The following is a 16,294-nucleotide window of genomic DNA, read 5'->3' as shown; positions in this document are numbered from 1 at the left end:
ATGTCTCTAGTTCTACGGTGTAGAGCATGACCCCCTCCCCGTCCTCCTCCCCGCGCCCGGCCCCGGCCCCGGCCTCGTCCCCGTCCCCGGCCTCGTCCCTGCCGGACAGCGCCTCGGGCCACCCCCGGCGCTGGCTGATCCTCGGTGTCATCTGCCTCGCGCAGCTCACCGTGCTCCTCGACAACACCGTCCTGAACGTCGCGATCCCCTCGCTCACCCGGGAGCTGGACGCGGCCACCGCCGACATCCAGTGGATGATCAACGCGTACTCGCTGGTGCAGGCCGGTCTGCTGCTCACCGCCGGCAGCGCCGCCGATCGCTACGGCCGCAGGAAGATGCTGGTCGCGGGCCTGGCGCTGTTCGGCATCGGTTCGCTGGCGGCGGGCCTGTCGGAGACCACCGCCCAGCTGATCGCGGCGCGGGCCGGTATGGGGGTGGGCGGGGCGCTGCTGTTCACCACCACCCTCGCCGTGGTGATGCAGGTCTTCGTGCCCGAGGAGCAGCCGAAGGCGATCGGCATCTGGGCCGCGGTGAACTCGCTCGGCTTCGCCACCGGGCCGCTCATCGGCGGCTTCGTGCTCAACCACTTCTGGTGGGGCGCGATCTTCCTGATCAACCTGCCGGTGGCGGCGCTGGGCCTGGTGGCCGTCGTCGCCCTGGTTCCCGAGACGAAGAACCCGCAGGGCGACCGTCCCGACCTGTTCGGCGCGTTCCTGTCGACCGTCGGTATGACCTCGCTGGTCTTCGCGATCATCTCCGGCCCCTCGCACGGCTGGACGTCGTCACGGGTCCTGGTGAGCGCGGGGCTGGCGGTCGTCGTCCTCGCGCTCTTCGCCTACTGGGAGGCGAGGATCCCGTACCCCATGCTGGACCTGGCGTTCTTCCGCGACCGGCGGTTCACGGGCGCGGTCGCCGGCGCGGTGCTGGTCACCTTCGGGATGGGCGGCGCGCTGTTCCTGCTCACCCAGCAGCTTCAGTTCGTCCTCGGCTACGGCCCCTTGGAGGCGGGCCTGCGGACCGCGCCGCTGGCGCTGACCGTGGTCGCCCTCAACTTCACCGGACTGTCGGCGAAGGTGATGACCCGGCTCGGTGGGCCGGTGTCGGTGCTGGTGGGGATGGCGCTGGTGGCCGGCGGTCTGACGGCCATCGCCACGCTCGCCCCGGGCGGCTACCCGGGGATGCTGGCCGGGTTGCTGCTCATCGGCGCGGGGACGTCGGTCGCGAGCCCGGCGATGGCGTACGCGATCATGAGTTCGATCCCGCCGGCGAAGGCGGGGGTGGGCGCGGGCGTGAACGGGACGCTGGCGGAGTTCGGCACCGGGCTGGGGGTCGCCGTGCTCGGCGCCGTCCTGAACGCGCGGTTCGCGGCGGTGTCCCTGCCGGTGGCGCTGGCGGCGGCCGACTCGGTGGCGGAGAAGGCCCGGGTGATCGACTCGTTCTCCTCCGGGCTGGAGGTCAGCCTCCTGATCGGCGCGGCCGCCGTACTGCTGGGCGGAGTGGTGGCCGCGGCCCTGCTGACCCGGGCGGAGCGCGAGAAGGCGTCGCCGGTACCGGCCACCCCGTGATCCTCCGAGGCTTGGGAGGCCTGGGAGCCTTGCGATCACTGTGAGCCCCGTGCGGAACGGGGCCCACAGGGCCCGAGCCGACGGAGCCGCATGTCAGGACCGGTCCCCCGCGCCACGACGGCAGGCCTCGGCCTAGCATCTTCCCCAGTTACCGGAAGGAAGGTGCCTCGCCATGGCCGAGACCGCCAAGGGTGCCGCGCAGCGCAGTGTGTGGCTGGAGGGCAAGGCGCGTCGGCGTGGCCGTGGCGGGGGGCAGCCCTCCGGACTCGACCGCGACCGGATCACCGCGGTCACCGTGCGGCTCCTGGACGCGGAGGGGCTCGCGAAGTTCTCCATGCGGCGGCTCGCGGCCGAGCTGAACGTCACGGCGATGTCCGTGTACTGGTACGTCGACACCAAGGACGACCTGCTCGAACTCGCCGTGGACGCCGTCTTCGGCGAGCTGACGGCGTTGCCCGACCCGACGGACGAGGACGCGGACTGGCGTGAGCAACTGCGCGCGCTGGCCACGGAGTACCGCGGGCTGCTGGTCCGCCATCCCTGGCTGTCGCCGCTGGCCGGCCACTACCTCAACATCGGCCCCCATTCGCTGGTCTTCTCCCGCACGGTTCAGCAGGTCGTCCGCCGCACCGGCCTGCCCGCGCACGGCATCACCGGCGCGATCTCGGCCGTCTTCCAGTTCGTGTACGGCTACGGCACGATCGAGGGCCACTTCTTCGCGCGGGTCGCGGACGCCGGTCTCACCCCGGACGAGTACTTCCGGCAGGCCATGACCGCGACGGCCGGCGCCCCGCAGACCGCCGAGATCATCGAGGAGTCGAAGAACCTCATGGCGGCCCGCGGCGGCGACACGGTCGAGGAGATGATGAGCCGCGACTTCACCTTCGCCCTTGACCTGCTGATCGCGGGCATCGAGGCCATGGTGGAACGCGGCTGACGCCGCGGTGACCCGAGGCCCCGTCCGGCCGCCCGGACTACTGGTCGGTGACCAGGCGGGCCGGGAAGCCACCGGTGGCGACCGGGCCCCAGCGCTCCGGCGTGATCCGGATGATCGACTTGCCCTGCTTCAGCATGGCCTGCCGGTACTCGTCCCAGTCGGGGTGCTCGCCGGCGATGTTGCGGTAGTACTCCACGAGCGGCTCGACGGAGTCGGGCGTGTCGATCACCTCGGCGGTGCCGTCGATCTGCACCCACGGCCCGTTCCAGTCGTCGCTGAGCACGAGGACGCCGACCCGGTCGTCCCGCTTGGCGTTGCGCGTCTTGGCCCGCTCGGGGTAGGTGGAGACGACGATCCGCCCCGAGTCGTCGACCCCGCAGGTCAGCGGCGAGGCCTGGGAGCCGCCGTCGGCGCGCCGGGTCAGCAGGATCGCGCGGTGCCGGGGCCGTACGAAGTCCAGCAACTCGTCCAGGGAGACCTTGGTGTTCGTCGCGATGTTCGGTGCCATGAGGTCAGCCTAGGCGCAGCGGTGCCCGTTCCGGCCGACCCGCCGTGCCTACGCCTGGGGCAGGGCGTCGCCCTGCACCGCCTGGACGTCCAGCTCCACCTTCAGGGTCGTGCCGATGGCCGCGATGCCCGCCTGGACGACCTGGTTGTAGTTCATCGCGAAGTCCTCGCGGTGCAGCTCCGCCGTGGCCCGGAAGGCGGCCCGGGTGCCGCCCCAGGGGTCGGAGCCGGTGCCCAGGTAGGCGAGGTCCAGGTCGACGGGGCGGGCGACACCGTGCAGCGACAGCTCGCCGTGGACGGTCCAGCGGTCCTGGCCCGCCGGGGTCAGACCGCTGGAGCGGTAGGTGATCTCCGGGTACGTCTCGACGTCCAGGAAGTCCGCCGAGCGCAGGTGGGTGTCCCGTATGGCGTTGCCGGTGTCGATGGAGGCCGCCCGGATCACCGCCTCCACGCGGGACTGGGCGATGTCGTCCGGGGCGACCTCGATCACCGCCGAGAACTCCGTGAACCGCCCGCGGACGCTGGAGATGCCCAGGTGCTGGGCGACCGCCCCGACGGACGAATGCGCCGGGTCGACGGTCCAGGGCCCTGGCGGGGGCAGTTCCGTGCCGCCCCGCCGGGCCAGGGTCACGGTCCCCGCCTCGGCACGACCGCTCGCCGTCACGATCGCGCTGGAGGCCGCGGGCGCGTACCCGACGGCCGTGACGATGACGGTGTACGCCCCCGGTGCGAGCGCGGTCGTGTCCCGTACGGCTCCTTCCGCGTCCGCCTCGGCGCGCAGCACCTGGCCGCCCGCCATGTCGGTCACCGTGACGACCGCGTGCGACACGGCCCACCCGTCCCGCGTACGGATCTTCGCGGTCAGTCCCATCTCATGCACTCCTCGAACTGGAACCGGCCCGGTGCGGGGCGAACGCCCGCACCGGGCCGGAGCCGATAACTGTCGGAACTACTCGCCGGGATGGGCGAGTTCGATGTCGTGGCCGTCGACGCCGGCGCCCGCCACGGTCAGCGCGGTGGCCACCGGCGGGTAGCCGGTCGCGATGACCGTGTACTCGCCGCCGTCGAGGTCGGCGAAGGCGTACGCGCCGTCCGCGCCGGTGGTGGCGGTGCCGACCACGTTGCCCGCCGCGTCCACGAGCGTCACGCGCGCGTCGGCCAGCGGACCGTACGGCGCCCGGACGACGCCCTGGAGCTGGGCGCCCGCGTCGAGGACGACCTCCACGCGGGTCACGCCCGTCGCGCCGATCTCGACCGGCAGGGCGCGCGGCCGGAACCCGACGGCGTTCACCGCGACGGTCACGGCACCCGGCACCAGCTCCGCGAAGGAGAACTCGCCCTGCTCACCGGTGGCCGCGGTGGCCAGCAGATCGCCGCGCACATCGGTGACGATCACCATGGCGTCCTTGACGGCCTCACCCGACTCGGCGGCGCGCACGACACCGCCGAGCCCGCTGGTCCCGCTGAGCAGGATGTCGTACGCGACCGGCTCGCCGTTCACGACGATCGTGGAGGCCTGCGGCTGGAAGCCGTCGGCGGAGGCGATCAGCACGTACGAACCCGTGCCCGGCGCGTCCAGTGCGTAGGAACCGTCGGCCTGCGCGACCGAGCGGCCCAGCTGGCGTCCGGCGAGCGAGATCAGGGTGACGGCGGCCTGCGGGACGGGAGTGCTCTCCGCGCCGCGGACGAAGCCGTGCACGGGGACACCGCCCGAGGGCGCCTGGAGGGGCTCGGCGGTGGCGACGGCGGCGAGCCGCTGCGTGGCCTGGGGAGCGTTCTCCCGGCCCGGCTCGGCAGCCGTCTCGGCCACCGCCCAGCTGGGCACCTGCTCCTCGGCGCGAGCCGTGACCGCGGCCGGAGCCGCAGCCGTGGCGGTGTCCGTGGTCTCCGCCTCCGGGGTGGCCGCCTGCGCCATGGCGCCCTTGGTCCGCAGCGGTACCTCCTTGATGAACAGGGTGATCAGGAAGGCGAGCAGGGCCAGGGCGGACGCGATCATGAAGACGTCCGCGATGCCGTGGCCGTACGCGCTCTCCATGACGGTGCGCAGCGGCGCGGGCAGCTTGTCCATGTCCGGGATCGAACTGGAAGAGCTCGAACCGGAGGCGAGGGAGGCGTACTTCGGGCCGAGGTCGGTGATGCCGTCCTTGGCGTAGTCGGTGATCCGGTTGGCCATGACGGCGCCCAGCGCCGAGACGCCCATCGCACCGCCCAGGGACCGGAAGAAGGTGACCGTGGAGCTGGCGGAGCCGAGGTCCTTCGGCTCGACCTGGTTCTGCGTCGAGAGCACCAGGTTCTGCATCATCATGCCGACGCCGAGGCCCACCAGAGCCATGAAGACCGCGGTCTTCCAGTACTCCGTGTCGTAGCGGATGGTGCCCAGCAGACCGAGGCCGGCCGTGATGAGCACCCCACCGCTGACCAGCCAGGCCTTCCACTTGCCGGTCTTGGTGATGAACTGCCCGGAGACGGTGGAGGAGATGAACAGGCCGCCGATCATCGGGATCGTCATGACGCCCGACATGGTCGGGGACTTGTCCCGGGCCAGCTGGAAGTACTGGGCGAAGAACACCGTGCCGGAGAACATCGCGACGCCGACGAACATCGAGGCGATGGAGGAGAGGGTGATCGTGCGGTTGCGGAAGAGACGCAGCGGGATGATCGGCTCGGTGGCCTTCGACTCGACGAGCACGAAGATCAGCCCGAGCAGGATCGAGCCCGCGACCATCACGGCCGTCTGCCACGACAGCCAGTCGTACTTGTCACCGGCGAAGGTGACCCAGACCAGCAGCAGCGACACCGCGGCGGAGATGAAGAACGCGCCGGCCCAGTCGACCTTCACGTCCCGCTTCACCGTGGGCAGGTGCAGGGTCTTCTGCAGCACGATCAGCGCGATGACGGCGAAGGGGACGCCGACGTAGAAGCACCAGCGCCAGCCGAGCCAGCTGGTGTCGGTGATGACGCCGCCGAGCAGCGGACCGCCGACGGTGGCGACGGCGAAGGTCGCGCCGAGGTAGCCGGAGTAACGGCCGCGCTCACGCGGGGAGATCATCGCCGCCATGACGATCTGCGCGAGGGCGGACAGACCGCCGACGCCGACGCCCTGCACGACACGGCAGGCGATCAGCATGCCGGGGTTCTGCGAGAGCCCGGCGGCCGCGGATCCGAGCACGTAGATGACCAGCGCTATCTGGACGAGCGCCTTCTTGGGGTACAGGTCCGCGAGCTTGCCCCAGAGCGGGGTGGTCGCCGTCATCGACAGCAGGGTGGCGGTCACGACCCAGGTGTAGGCGGACTGGCCGCCGCCGAGATCGCCGATGATCTCCGGCAGGGCGTTCGAGACGATCGTGGACGAGAGGATCGCCACGAACATCCCGAGCAGCAGCCCGGAGAGGGCCTCCATGATCTGCCGGTGGGTCATCGGAGTGGCCTCGGCGGAGCCGTGGGACCCTCCGCCGTGCTTCGCGTGAGCCCGCACACCGGCTGGTGTGGTCGTTGCCATGGGCTTCCTTTTCCTATGTTGCTTGTGCGGGTGTACGGGTGGTTCGGGTCTGTTCGCCTACGGGAACGGGAGGCGGCGGCGCGGGCGGTGCCGGTGGCCGGTGCGTGACCGTCCGGCAGTCGCCGAAGCTGGCGCGCAGCCGGGTCAGCAGGGCGATGAGCCGGCCGACCTCGGCGTCGGTCCAGTCGCCGAGCCGTTCCGCCAGCAGCTCGGTGCTCCGGCGGGAGAGCTCGACGAGCATCGCGTGGCCCGCGGGCGTGAGGTGCAGGATGCGGGAGCGCTTGTCCGCCGGGTCGGGGGAGCGTTCGATCCAGCCCCGGTCGGCGAGGTGCGCGGCGTGTCGGCTGGTCACGGACATGTCGACGGCGAGCAGCTCGGACAGCGCGCTCATGCGCATCTCGCCGTGGCGGCCGAGAAGCGCCAGTACGCCGGCCGAGCCCGCGGAACAGTCGGGCGGCAGGATCCGCCCGAGATCACGCTTCACCGCCCCGACGGCACTGAGCTGACGCGCCAGCTCCTCGTACTGCGCCTGCCCCGCCATCACACCTCCCGATTTGTTGCTTAGGGCAACCATAGGAGCGGTTGGTTGCTACAGGCAAATAAAAACCCGGTGAGGCCCGCAAAAAGTTGGCAAAGGCAAGTATTGCGAGGGTAAATGTGCAGGTGAGGGCGTTGCGCCAGCCCGATCCGGGCAGGGCGGGGGCCCTGCGGGGACGTGCGGACGGGGTCGGGGACGTGCGGACGGGGCTGTGGGACGGGCTGTGCGGACGGGCGGGGCCGTGTGGACGGGGTCGGCGTTGCCAGGGGCGGCGGCTGGGTGGCCGGCGGGGCTCGGCGCCGAGGGCGGTCGGGGGTGGCCGAGGGGGTCAAGCGGCGCGGGCGTCCGACGGGCTCCGGGCCGTCTTCCGGAGTTGGGCGACCGGTCCGAGCCGTCCCCCGGTGCCTGGTGAACCGGCGGGTGGCGGCTGGCGGTGATCAGCAGCGAGCGTGTCCGGTGAGGGCCGAGCGTGCCCGCGGCGGGGTGATCCCGTGCGGGGCGGCCTTCAGGGGCGGGGCGTTCTCGTGCGGGCGGCCCTCGGCGGGCGGGGGTGACCCTGCGCGGTCGGCCCTCGGCGGCGGGGGTGACCCTGCGCGGTCGGCCCTCGGCGGCGGGGGTGACCCTGCGCGGGCGGCCCACGGCGGCGGGGTGACCCTGCGCGGGCGGCCCTCGGCGGCGGGGTGACCCTGCGCGGTCGGCCCCGTAAGGCGGGGCGTTCCATCGGGTCGGCTGTCCTTGGCGTCGTCGGCGGATGCCGGGCGAGGTGGCCGGCCGGCGCGAGAACGACGGACGTGCTCCGGGGGGACGGACGTGCTCCGGGAGCCCAAGTGGGCGGTCGTGTCCGGAGGGTTCGATCCTCCGGACAGCCACCCCCACTTGGGCCGCCCCGCGCATTTTCGCTAGTGTCTCGGCCCATGGCTAACACGCAGGGCCCCCAGGGCAACCACGACCCCGCCGGCAGCACCCAGATGTTCCGCGCGTTCGTCGACGACGGCGCCCCCCGGGCCGCCCAGCCGGCACCCACCCAGTCCGGGCCCCGTATCGGCCTGATCGTCGGCATCGTCGCCGCGGTCGTGATCGTCGCGGCGGTCGCCTGGCTGGCACTGAAGTAACCGCCGGACCGCACCGGGCAGTGTGACGGGTTGGCGGGATGACGGGGTGACGGGGTGACCCAGCGGGTCGACCGTCGGGTCGCCACAGCGGGGTCGGCTCGCACGCCCCCGTCTCTCGGCTGACGGGGTCGGCTCGCGCGCGCCCGTCTCTCGGCTGACGGGGTCGGCTCGCACACCCCCGTCTCTCGGCTGTCCGGTGCCGTCCGTTCACTCCCACCGGACCGACACGTCCCGCGTCTCGATGTGCATGCCCAGCGGTACGCGCCACGCGTCGACGCAGACCGTCCAGGTCCTCTCGTCGCGCGTGCCCGCGGCGATCGGCGTCGGGAGCGCGACCGTGGACTCGCGTGTCGCCCAGTCGATGCCGAGCGCGTCGACGACATGGGTCCCGAAGGTGACAGTGCCCGAACGCACGGCGGTGCCGCCGGAGTTGCGGAAGGTGAGGGTCACATCCTCGCACCATCGCTGATCCGTACCCGCGCGAACGGGATCGCCCACGGTCAGCGAGGCCGGTCCGGCGGGCGTAGCGCTCGGAGGGGCCGTGGGTGCCGGTGCGGGCACGTCCGGCGGCGTACCGCCGGTGGCGGAGCCGCCCTCGGCGCCCGGTACGCCCGGGGTGCCTGAGACCCCCGGGGCGGTGGTTTTCTGTGGGGCGCCGGATCCGGCGTCGCCCGCCGCGGTGTCTGCCGGCCCTTGTCCGGCCTTTTCTCCCGCCGGGGTCCCCGGACGACCGGCCTTCCCCGCGGGGGAGCCGCTCCCGTCGTCCAGCGGGACGAGTCGCACTCCGCCCGTGGGATCCGCCGGGCCTCCCGCACGCGTGCCCGGGAGCGCCGTGTCGCCCGCTCCGCCGACGGCGACGTAGCCGCCCGTGTGCCCGTCTCCCCCGCAGCCGGCCGGCAGAACCACCGCCGCCGCCAGCACGACGGCGGCCGCCGACGCGCCCCATACGGCGCCCCGGCGGCCACGTGCCCGTGTCGGACTTCGCATCGCGCCAGTTTCGCTGACGCTCCGTCAGGAGGGAAGTCCCCGGCCGGAGTCCGGCTAGTCGGAGATCAGGCCCTCGCGCAGCTGCGCCAGGGTGCGGGTCAGGAGGCGGGAGACGTGCATCTGGGAGATGCCGACCTCCTCGCCGATCTGCGACTGGGTCATGTTGGCGAAGAAGCGCAGCATGATGATGCGGCGCTCGCGGGGCGGGAGCTTGGCCAGCAGCGGCTTCAGCGACTCGCGGTACTCCACGCCTTCCAGGGCCGTGTCCTCGTAGCCGAGGCGGTCGGCCAGGGAACCCTCGCCGCCGTCGTCCTCAGGGGCCGGGGAGTCCAGCGAGGAGGCCGTGTAGGCGTTGCCGACCGCCAGGCCGTCGACGACGTCCTCCTCGGACACGCCCAGTACCGCGGCGAGTTCGGCGACCGTCGGCGAGCGGTCCAGCTTCTGGGAGAGCTCGTCGCTGGCCTTGGTGAGGGCCAGGCGCAGCTCCTGGAGCCGGCGCGGGACGCGCACCGACCACGAGGTGTCGCGGAAGAAGCGCTTGATCTCGCCCACGACCGTCGGCATGGCGAACGTCGGGAACTCCACGCCCCGTTCGCAGTCGAAGCGGTCGATCGCCTTGATCAGGCCGATGGTGCCGACCTGGACGATGTCCTCCATCGGTTCGTTGCGCGAGCGGAAGCGGGCCGCCGCGTAGCGCACGAGGGGGAGGTTGAGCTCGATGAGGGTGTCCCGGACGTACATGCGCTCGGGGCTGTCCTCGGCGAGGGTGGCCAGTCGCAGGAACAGGGAGCGGGACAGGGTGCGGGTGTCGATGGCCCCTGTCGTGAGTACCGGGGCCGGAGTGGCCTCGGGGGCCGTGACGTCGTCGAGCACGTCGAGCACGGCGGGCTCGACGGGCGCGCTTGGCGCGGACTCGCTCTTTGTGAGCGTGAGCACCTCGGAGCTGCCCTGATCTGCGGACATGCCACCCCCTTTGGGTCGCGGGACGGTCGCGGCGAACATTCCCGCTTGAGGAACGTCAGCCTTCACCTGAATACCGGAGCCGAAGCCCCGGCAAACGCGCTTCCGGCAGAATGTCACATGTCGGCAACACGCTGTAGTGACATGTCGACATGTGAGTGACGAATCAGCCCTGGAAAGAGGGGGTCTGACGGCATTTCAGCGCCGATCCGGCGGGAAGGGGCCGGTTGAGCGATTCGCTCCCAGCGGTGACGACTCGCTCAGGCTTCCGAGCCCTGATCGAGTGACGTGTCCTTCGGGTCCCGCGTCACGCCTCGATGCGGTTCGCCGAGCGGAGCCGCTGGAAGCTGCGCGCGAGCAGCCGGGACACGTGCATCTGGGAGACGCCGAGTTCCGCACTGATCTGGGACTGCGTGAGGTTGCTGTAGTAGCGCAGGAGCAGGATGCGCTGCTCGCGCTCGGGAAGCTGGACCAGGAGGTGGCGCACGAGGTCGCGGTGCTCGACGCCGTCCAGCGCCGGATCCTCGTACCCGAGGCGGTCCAGCAGGCCCGGCAGGCCGTCGCCCTCCTGGGCCGCCTCCAGCGAGGTGGCGTGGTACGAGCGGCCCGCCTCGATGCAGGAGAGCACCTCGTCCTCGCCGATGCGCAGCCGCTCGGCGATCTCGGCCGTCGTCGGAGTGCGGCCGAAGGCGGTCGTCAGGTCCTCGGTCGCGCTGTTGACCTGCACCCACAACTCGTGCAGCCGGCGCGGTACGTGGACCGTGCGGACGTTGTCCCGGAAGTACCGCTTGATCTCACCGATGACCGTCGGCATGGCGAACGTCGGGAACTGCACGCCCCGGTCCGGGTCGAAGCGGTCGATGGCGTTGATCAGGCCGATGGTGCCGACCTGGACGACGTCCTCCATGGGTTCGTTGCGGGAGCGGAAACGGGCGGCCGCGTAGCGCACGAGCGGGAGGTTGGCCTCGATGAGCGCCCCGCGCACCCGGTTGTGCTCCGGCGTGCCCGGCTGGAGCTCCTTGAGCTCGCCGAAGAGCAGCTGGGTCAGCGCCCGGGTGTCGGCGCCCCGGCGCCGCTCGGGCGGCTGGACGGCTTCGGCAGGGGCTTCCTGGACGGCTTCCTGGACCGTTTCCAGGGCAGGCGCGGGGGCGGGTGCCGGGGGTGCCTCTTGCTGAGGCGGCGCAGTACTGGCCGACACGGTCAACGCCACCTCTTCGTCAGGTCAACATCGGTCAACTCATCCGTCAAAAGCGGTCATAGCATCACAAGACATGTGCACTGTGTGCAAGCACCCCATAACGCCGTGTTGAGGGAGAAGTTGAGCCGCGCACCCTGCTGCGCGACATGCCAAAGCCCCCCGCTTTTCCGGCGGAGGGCTCCGAACTGCCGAGAGAACTGCCGAGAGAACTGCCTGAACGGCGGCTCAGAACTCGTAGTCGGCGACCACCCAGGTGGCGAACTCGCGCCACAGGGCGACGCCCGCCTGGTGGGCCGGGTGCTCGATGTACCGCTTCAGCGCGTCCGCGTCCTCGACCGCCGAATTGATCGCGAAGTCGTAGGCGATGGGCCGGTCGCTGATGTTCCAGCCCAGCTCCCAGAAACGGAGTTCCTCGATCCGGTCGCCGAGTGCCCGGAAGGCGGCTTCGCCCTGCACGACCCGGGGGTCGTCGCGCTCGACGCCCTCGTTGAGCTTGAAAAGGACCAGGTGGCGGATCATGGGCACTCCCCGTGCGAGCCTACTCGGCCCCGTCGGCGAGCCAGGTGAAGAAGTCGCCGACGGCCTTGGCGGCGTCCGATATGCCCTGGAAGCCTATCTGGACGTAGTCCGCGGCCTTCGCCGGGTCCGTGATGATCACGTAGAGCACGAAGACCACGAGTACGTAGACGGCGATCTTCTTGGCGTTCACCGCCACCTGGCCTCCCCTGTATGTGCCCGTCCGGGCCCTGTTGACGGCGGCGAGTGTAACCGGAAGTGCGATTTTCACACCGCTTTTGAACGTCCACGGCGCGTTCGTGAACCGTTCGGGGGTCCTCGTCCGATGAGGGGGTGAACACCGGTGCGTGCCGGACGGAGTGGAAGAGAAGGGAAGGGGAGGAAAATGCTGGGAGTCCTGGAACCGCTGGCCGTCGCCCCGATGGTCCTCGTGGCGCTGCTGTACCTGTGGGCGATGATCGACTGCGTCCGTACGCCCACCGAGCGCGTCCGGTACGCCCCGAAGGCACTGTGGCTGCTCTTCATGCTCAGCGCCCCGCTGGTCGGCGGCCTCGCGTGGACGTACCTGGGCAAGCGGCCCGCACCACGCGAGAGCCCGGAGTGCACGACAGCCGCGGAGAGCCCGGAGCACGCGACGAAGGGCCCGGCTCACAGAGAGCCGGACCCTTCCAGAAGCGGTAGCGGAGGGATTTGAACCCTCGGTGACTTGCGCCACACTCGCTTTCGAGGCGAGCTCCTTCGGCCGCTCGGACACGCTACCGAGGGAGACCTTACAGCAAGGCCGCCCCCGGTTTGAAATCGGTATTCGGGGGGTGGATCAGCGGTCGCGGAAGAACTCCGTGAGGAGTCCCGCGCACTCTTCGGCGAGGACGCCTTCGACGACCTCGGGGCGATGGTTGAGCCGTCGGTCGCGGACGACGTCCCAGAGGGAGCCGGCCGCGCCCGCCTTGTCGTCACGGGCGCCGTAGACGACCCGGTCCACCCGGGACTGCACGAGCGCGCCCGCGCACATCGTGCACGGTTCGAGGGTCACGACGAGCGTGCAGCCGGACAGCCGCCACTCGCCCAGCGCGGCCGCCGCCCGCCGGACGGCGAGCACCTCCGCGTGGGCCGTCGGATCGCCGCCGGCCTCCCGTTCGTTGTGGGCCCTGGCGAGGACCGTCGTGCCGTCCGGAGCCAGCACGACGGCGCCGACCGGGACGTCCCCGCCCCGGGCGGCCAGCCGTGCCTCGTCCAGGGCGAGCCGCATCGTGGCCCGCCAGCGGTCGCGTACGGGATCCGGCGCCGTCCCCGGCGCGGTCAGCGGACGGTCTCCAGGACCTCCGAGGCGCCCAGGGCGTCCGCGATCTCGGTGACCGCGTCCGCGGACAGGGCTCTCAGCTCCTTCTCCCCGACGCCGAGGTCGTCGAGGATGCCGGCGTCGCCGACCGGGCCGTGTGGCACGGCCTCGGCGGAGCTGCCGTTCACGGTGCCGACGGCACCCTCGTCCTCGTCCTCGTGGTCGGCCTCGTCGTCGGCCCCGTCCTCACCGTCCTCGGTGCCGTCGAGGTCCAGGGCGTCCAGGTCGTCGACGTCACCCGGGTCCCTTCCGAGCAGTTCGTCGGTGAGGAGGATCTCGCCGTACGAACTGCGAGCGGCGGCGGCGGCGTCGGAGACGAAGATGCGAGGGTCCTCCTCGCCGTCGATGCGGACGACCCCGAACCAGGAGTCCTCCTGCTCGATCAGCACGAGCACCGTGTCGTCGTCGGGAGAGGCTTCCCGGGCCAGGTCGGCCAGATCCGACAGGGTCTCCACATCGTCGAGCTCTGTGTCGCTCGCTTCCCACCCGTCTTCGGTGCGCGCGAGCAGTGCGGCGAAGTACACCGTGACTCTCCCACTGGTCTTAGGCGTGCCGGTTGGGGGTCCCCCCGGCGGAGGTTGCGGGCGGAGAGAGCTCAGGCTCCGAGCCCCGCCCACTCGGAATCGTGGCAGAAACAAGGCGTCCAGGGGACGTCTTCGGCTCCCTGTGTCCGGTGGTTTTGATCGCGTGCCCACGAGTACGCCCACGAGGACGTCCATGAGCACGTCCATGAGACGTCCGTGAGTGACTCACCAGCGCTCTCGTTGCCGCCACCAGCGGATCGTACGCGGCTTTCCCGTGCGCCCACGTGAGCCCGCCCCACGCGACACCCGTGACGGTGGCGATCTTCCCCGTATGCCCCAAGTCCCGTACGCCTGCGGCTACCAGCGGAAGGTGCGCATCCGCATCGCGTGGCGCAGGCGGGCGGTCTTGGCGCGGCGCGGCTGGACCCGGTCGCGCAGTTCGCGGGCCTCGGCCAGCTCGCGCAGGAACCGGGCGCGGCGCCGACGGCGCTCTGCGTCGGTCTCCTCCGGCCGCGCCCCTCGCGGCGAGTCGTCGTCGGGCGGGTAGGGCAGCTCAGGCATCAGCACATCACTCCGGGTACCCCCGGTTCGTCTCCGTACCTTTCTTCCGCTTTCCCTCCGCCGGGCGGTTTGACGCCGCCAACGGCTCAACCGGAGGGCAGGCCGAAGGGGAGGGGTTCACTGTGCGTGGGGGGCGCTGGGCGGGTTCGGCCCGGTTACTGTTGTGGACATGCGTCTCCACGTCGTCGACCACCCCCTGGTCGCTCACAAGCTCACCACGCTCCGCGACCAGCGCACGGACTCCGCGACCTTCCGCCGGCTGGCCGACGAACTGGTCACCCTGCTCGCCTACGAGGCCACGCGTGACGTGCGTACCGAGCAGGTCGACATCAAGACGCCGGTCTCTGCGACCACCGGCGTGAAGCTCTCCTACCCGCGCCCGCTGGTCGTGCCGATCCTGCGTGCGGGCCTCGGCATGCTGGACGGCATGGTCCGGCTGCTGCCGACCGCCGAGGTGGGCTTCCTGGGGATGATCCGCAACGAGGAGACGCTCGAGGCGTCCACGTACGCCACGCGCATGCCGGAGAACCTCCTCGGCCGCCAGGTGTACGTCCTGGACCCGATGCTGGCCACCGGCGGCACCCTGGTCGCCGCTATCCGCGAGCTGATCCGGCGCGGCGCCGACGACGTGACGGCCGTGGTGCTGCTCGCCGCCCCGGAGGGCGTGGAGCTCATGGAGCGCGAGCTCGCGGGCACCCCGGTCACCGTCGTCACGGCGGCGGTCGACGACCACCTCAACGAGCACGGTTACATCGTCCCGGGCCTGGGCGACGCGGGCGACCGGCTGTACGGCGCGGCCGAGTAACGCGGCGGCCCGAGCGGGCCGAGACATCCGTCTCGCTCGGACCATCGGACGGCGATGCGGGAAGGGCTGCTGCTAGCAGCCCTTCTTCGTGCTCGCCGTCGGCTGTGGCGCGGCCAGCGCCGTCAGCGCCTTGACCGAGGCCGCCTGGCTGGTCAGCGCCTTGAACTGGTTGCCGATGATCAGATCGAGGGCGGTGCCCGCGCGGGCCGCGTCGGTGCGGCGTTCGGCGGTCGTGAGCTGCGTGGCGAGTACCGGCAGCGAGGTGTTCAGCGAGGACGCCGGGCCGAGCAGTATCCCGGTGCCGGTGACCTTCTTGTCGTACTGCTTGATGGCGTTGCCCACCTCGCCGATCTTGAAGCCGCGTTTCTTCAGCTCGTCCGCGGTGGTCTTGGCGAGGCCGCTGCGGGTGGTGGCGTTGAAGACGTTCACGGTGATCTGCGCGGGTTCGGGCGCCGTGCCCGCGACGGCCGCGGCAGCGGACACGGAGGCCGCGGGGCTCGCCTTGGTCGTCTTCGGCGAGCAGCCGGTCCCGGCGGCCGTGGCCGTCCCGCCGCCGCCCGTGAAGACGTCGATGAGCTGAAGAGTGCCCCAGCCGGCCACGCCGAGCACGGCGCCGCAGGCAACGACCACGACGGCCAGTCGGCCGCGTCGTCGGTGGGGGCGCATGCGGGGGTATTTGTCCCCCGTGATCCGGTACTTGCCGCCCATGCCGGGGGGAGTCAGCATGCTCATGAGCGCAGCGTAGTGCGCCCCGGCGGCCGTGACGAATAAACGATCATCCGACGCCGCTCGAGGCGCGGGAAAGCACCCGAAAGGGTCAACCCGGAGGGTCGGCCGGGGCGGAAACGGGCTTTCTGGCGGTGGATCAGTCCAGCTCGAGCACGCGCGCGTGCAGTACCTGTCGCTGCTGGAGCGCCGCCCGCACCGCGCGGTGCAGTCCGTCCTCCAGGTACAGGTCGCCCTGCCACTTCACGACGTGCGCGAAGAGGTCGCCGTAGAACGTGGAGTCCTCCGCGAGCAGGGTTTCCAGGTCGAGCTGCTGCTTGGTGGTCACCAGCTGATCGAGGCGGACCGGGCGCGGCGCGACGTCCGCCCACTGCCGGGTGCTTTCCCGGCCGTGGTCGGGGTACGGCCGGCCGTTTCCGATGCGCTTGAAGATCACACGGAAAGCCTACCGGTCCCGACGTTCCGGGCGCAGCCATGGAGACGGAGTGCGACGCTGGAAAAGACGTGATGAACAGGGGTA

The 16,294-nt window shown here is 71.4% G+C and carries 19 protein-coding genes and 1 tRNA gene; 5 read left to right on the top strand and 15 right to left on the bottom strand.

All coding sequences use genetic code 11. The features are described from left to right. Window positions 1–26 precede the first annotated feature (26 nt). Window positions 27–1,565, top strand: coding sequence for an MFS transporter (locus QF030_RS21010; protein WP_307164200.1), 1,539 nt, complete (start codon window positions 27–29; stop codon window positions 1,563–1,565). A 172-nt stretch (window positions 1,566–1,737) separates the two neighbouring features. Further along, the gene (locus QF030_RS21005; RefSeq protein ID WP_307164199.1) at window positions 1,738–2,502 is read left to right on the top strand and encodes a TetR/AcrR family transcriptional regulator; all 765 of its coding nucleotides are present in this window, start codon (window positions 1,738–1,740) and stop codon (window positions 2,500–2,502) included. Window positions 2,503–2,539: 37 nt separating this feature from the next. Here QF030_RS21005 and QF030_RS21000 read toward each other — a convergent pair whose 3' ends face one another. The 4 genes from QF030_RS21000 to QF030_RS20985 all read right to left on the bottom strand — a co-directional run bounded on the left by QF030_RS21000 (window position 2,540) and on the right by QF030_RS20985 (window position 7,049). Then, on the bottom strand, window positions 2,540–3,010 hold the full coding sequence (locus QF030_RS21000; protein WP_307164198.1) for a PPOX class F420-dependent oxidoreductase: 471 nt from the start codon (window positions 3,008–3,010) through the stop codon (window positions 2,540–2,542). Between the two features lie 48 nt (window positions 3,011–3,058). Next, complete coding sequence (locus QF030_RS20995) at window positions 3,059–3,880, bottom strand: YceI family protein (RefSeq protein WP_307164197.1); 822 nt, start codon at window positions 3,878–3,880, stop codon at window positions 3,059–3,061. Window positions 3,881–3,958: 78 nt separating this feature from the next. Next, entirely contained in the window at window positions 3,959–6,508 is a 2,550-nt protein-coding gene (locus QF030_RS20990; RefSeq protein WP_307164196.1) for an MFS transporter, read from the bottom strand. A 13-nt stretch (window positions 6,509–6,521) separates the two neighbouring features. Continuing rightward, window positions 6,522–7,049, bottom strand: coding sequence for a MarR family winged helix-turn-helix transcriptional regulator (locus QF030_RS20985; RefSeq protein ID WP_307164195.1), 528 nt, complete (start codon window positions 7,047–7,049; stop codon window positions 6,522–6,524). A gap of 911 nt (window positions 7,050–7,960) precedes the next feature. Between QF030_RS20985 and QF030_RS20980 the strand changes: the two genes are divergently transcribed. Continuing rightward, window positions 7,961–8,158 (top strand): hypothetical protein, encoded by a 198-nt coding sequence (locus QF030_RS20980; protein ID WP_054242212.1) that lies wholly within the window; start codon window positions 7,961–7,963, stop codon window positions 8,156–8,158. A gap of 207 nt (window positions 8,159–8,365) precedes the next feature. Here QF030_RS20980 and QF030_RS20975 read toward each other — a convergent pair whose 3' ends face one another. The 5 genes from QF030_RS20975 to QF030_RS20955 form a co-directional block, all read right to left on the bottom strand. Beyond that, window positions 8,366–9,145 carry a hypothetical protein gene (locus QF030_RS20975; RefSeq protein WP_307164194.1) on the bottom strand — a complete coding sequence of 260 codons (780 nt, stop codon included), beginning with the start codon at window positions 9,143–9,145 and terminating at the stop codon, window positions 8,366–8,368. Between the two features lie 54 nt (window positions 9,146–9,199). Then, on the bottom strand, window positions 9,200–10,108 hold the full coding sequence (locus tag QF030_RS20970) for an RNA polymerase sigma factor SigF (RefSeq protein WP_307164193.1): 909 nt from the start codon (window positions 10,106–10,108) through the stop codon (window positions 9,200–9,202). Window positions 10,109–10,412: 304 nt separating this feature from the next. Continuing rightward, the gene (locus QF030_RS20965) at window positions 10,413–11,309 is read right to left on the bottom strand and encodes an RNA polymerase sigma factor SigF (RefSeq protein WP_307164192.1); all 897 of its coding nucleotides are present in this window, start codon (window positions 11,307–11,309) and stop codon (window positions 10,413–10,415) included. A 219-nt stretch (window positions 11,310–11,528) separates the two neighbouring features. Continuing rightward, window positions 11,529–11,822 carry a Dabb family protein gene (locus QF030_RS20960; RefSeq protein ID WP_307164191.1) on the bottom strand — a complete coding sequence of 98 codons (294 nt, stop codon included), beginning with the start codon at window positions 11,820–11,822 and terminating at the stop codon, window positions 11,529–11,531. Between the two features lie 19 nt (window positions 11,823–11,841). Further along, window positions 11,842–12,018, bottom strand: a complete 177-nt coding sequence (locus QF030_RS20955) for a hypothetical protein (protein WP_020131312.1) — start codon at window positions 12,016–12,018, stop codon at window positions 11,842–11,844. Between the two features lie 186 nt (window positions 12,019–12,204). Here QF030_RS20955 and QF030_RS20950 point away from each other — a divergent pair, with 186 nt between their 5' ends. Then, on the top strand, window positions 12,205–12,513 hold the full coding sequence (locus tag QF030_RS20950) for a PLDc N-terminal domain-containing protein (protein ID WP_307164190.1): 309 nt from the start codon (window positions 12,205–12,207) through the stop codon (window positions 12,511–12,513). Here the strand turns inward: QF030_RS20950 and QF030_RS20945 are convergent. The 4 genes from QF030_RS20945 to QF030_RS20930 form a co-directional block, all read right to left on the bottom strand. Further along, window positions 12,495–12,579: transfer RNA gene (locus tag QF030_RS20945), tRNA-Ser, on the bottom strand. The two genes, QF030_RS20950 and QF030_RS20945, sit on opposite strands and share 19 nt — an antisense overlap. Window positions 12,580–12,636: 57 nt before the next feature. Continuing rightward, on the bottom strand, window positions 12,637–13,068 hold the full coding sequence (gene tadA / locus QF030_RS20940) for a tRNA adenosine(34) deaminase TadA (RefSeq protein WP_307164189.1): 432 nt from the start codon (window positions 13,066–13,068) through the stop codon (window positions 12,637–12,639). Between the two features lie 50 nt (window positions 13,069–13,118). Further along, entirely contained in the window at window positions 13,119–13,682 is a 564-nt protein-coding gene (locus tag QF030_RS20935) for a tRNA adenosine deaminase-associated protein (protein ID WP_307164188.1), read from the bottom strand. Between the two features lie 357 nt (window positions 13,683–14,039). Then, on the bottom strand, window positions 14,040–14,243 hold the full coding sequence (locus tag QF030_RS20930; RefSeq protein WP_307164187.1) for a hypothetical protein: 204 nt from the start codon (window positions 14,241–14,243) through the stop codon (window positions 14,040–14,042). Window positions 14,244–14,412: 169 nt separating this feature from the next. Between QF030_RS20930 and upp the strand changes: the two genes are divergently transcribed. Then, window positions 14,413–15,048, top strand: a complete 636-nt coding sequence (upp, locus tag QF030_RS20925) for a uracil phosphoribosyltransferase (protein ID WP_307164186.1) — start codon at window positions 14,413–14,415, stop codon at window positions 15,046–15,048. A gap of 72 nt (window positions 15,049–15,120) precedes the next feature. Here upp and QF030_RS20920 read toward each other — a convergent pair whose 3' ends face one another. Both QF030_RS20920 and QF030_RS20915 read right to left on the bottom strand, forming a co-directional pair. After that, window positions 15,121–15,756: a LytR C-terminal domain-containing protein gene (locus QF030_RS20920; protein WP_307167637.1), complete on the bottom strand. Its 636-nt coding sequence runs from the start codon at window positions 15,754–15,756 to the stop codon at window positions 15,121–15,123. 157 nt (window positions 15,757–15,913) lie between these two features. After that, entirely contained in the window at window positions 15,914–16,210 is a 297-nt protein-coding gene (locus tag QF030_RS20915) for a type II toxin-antitoxin system VapB family antitoxin (RefSeq protein WP_004943146.1), read from the bottom strand. Window positions 16,211–16,294 lie beyond the last annotated feature (84 nt).

The organism is Streptomyces rishiriensis (assembly GCF_030815485.1).
Lineage (GTDB): Bacteria > Actinomycetota > Actinomycetes > Streptomycetales > Streptomycetaceae > Streptomyces > Streptomyces rishiriensis_A.
This window is presented reverse-complemented; position numbering and strand designations above follow the sequence as displayed.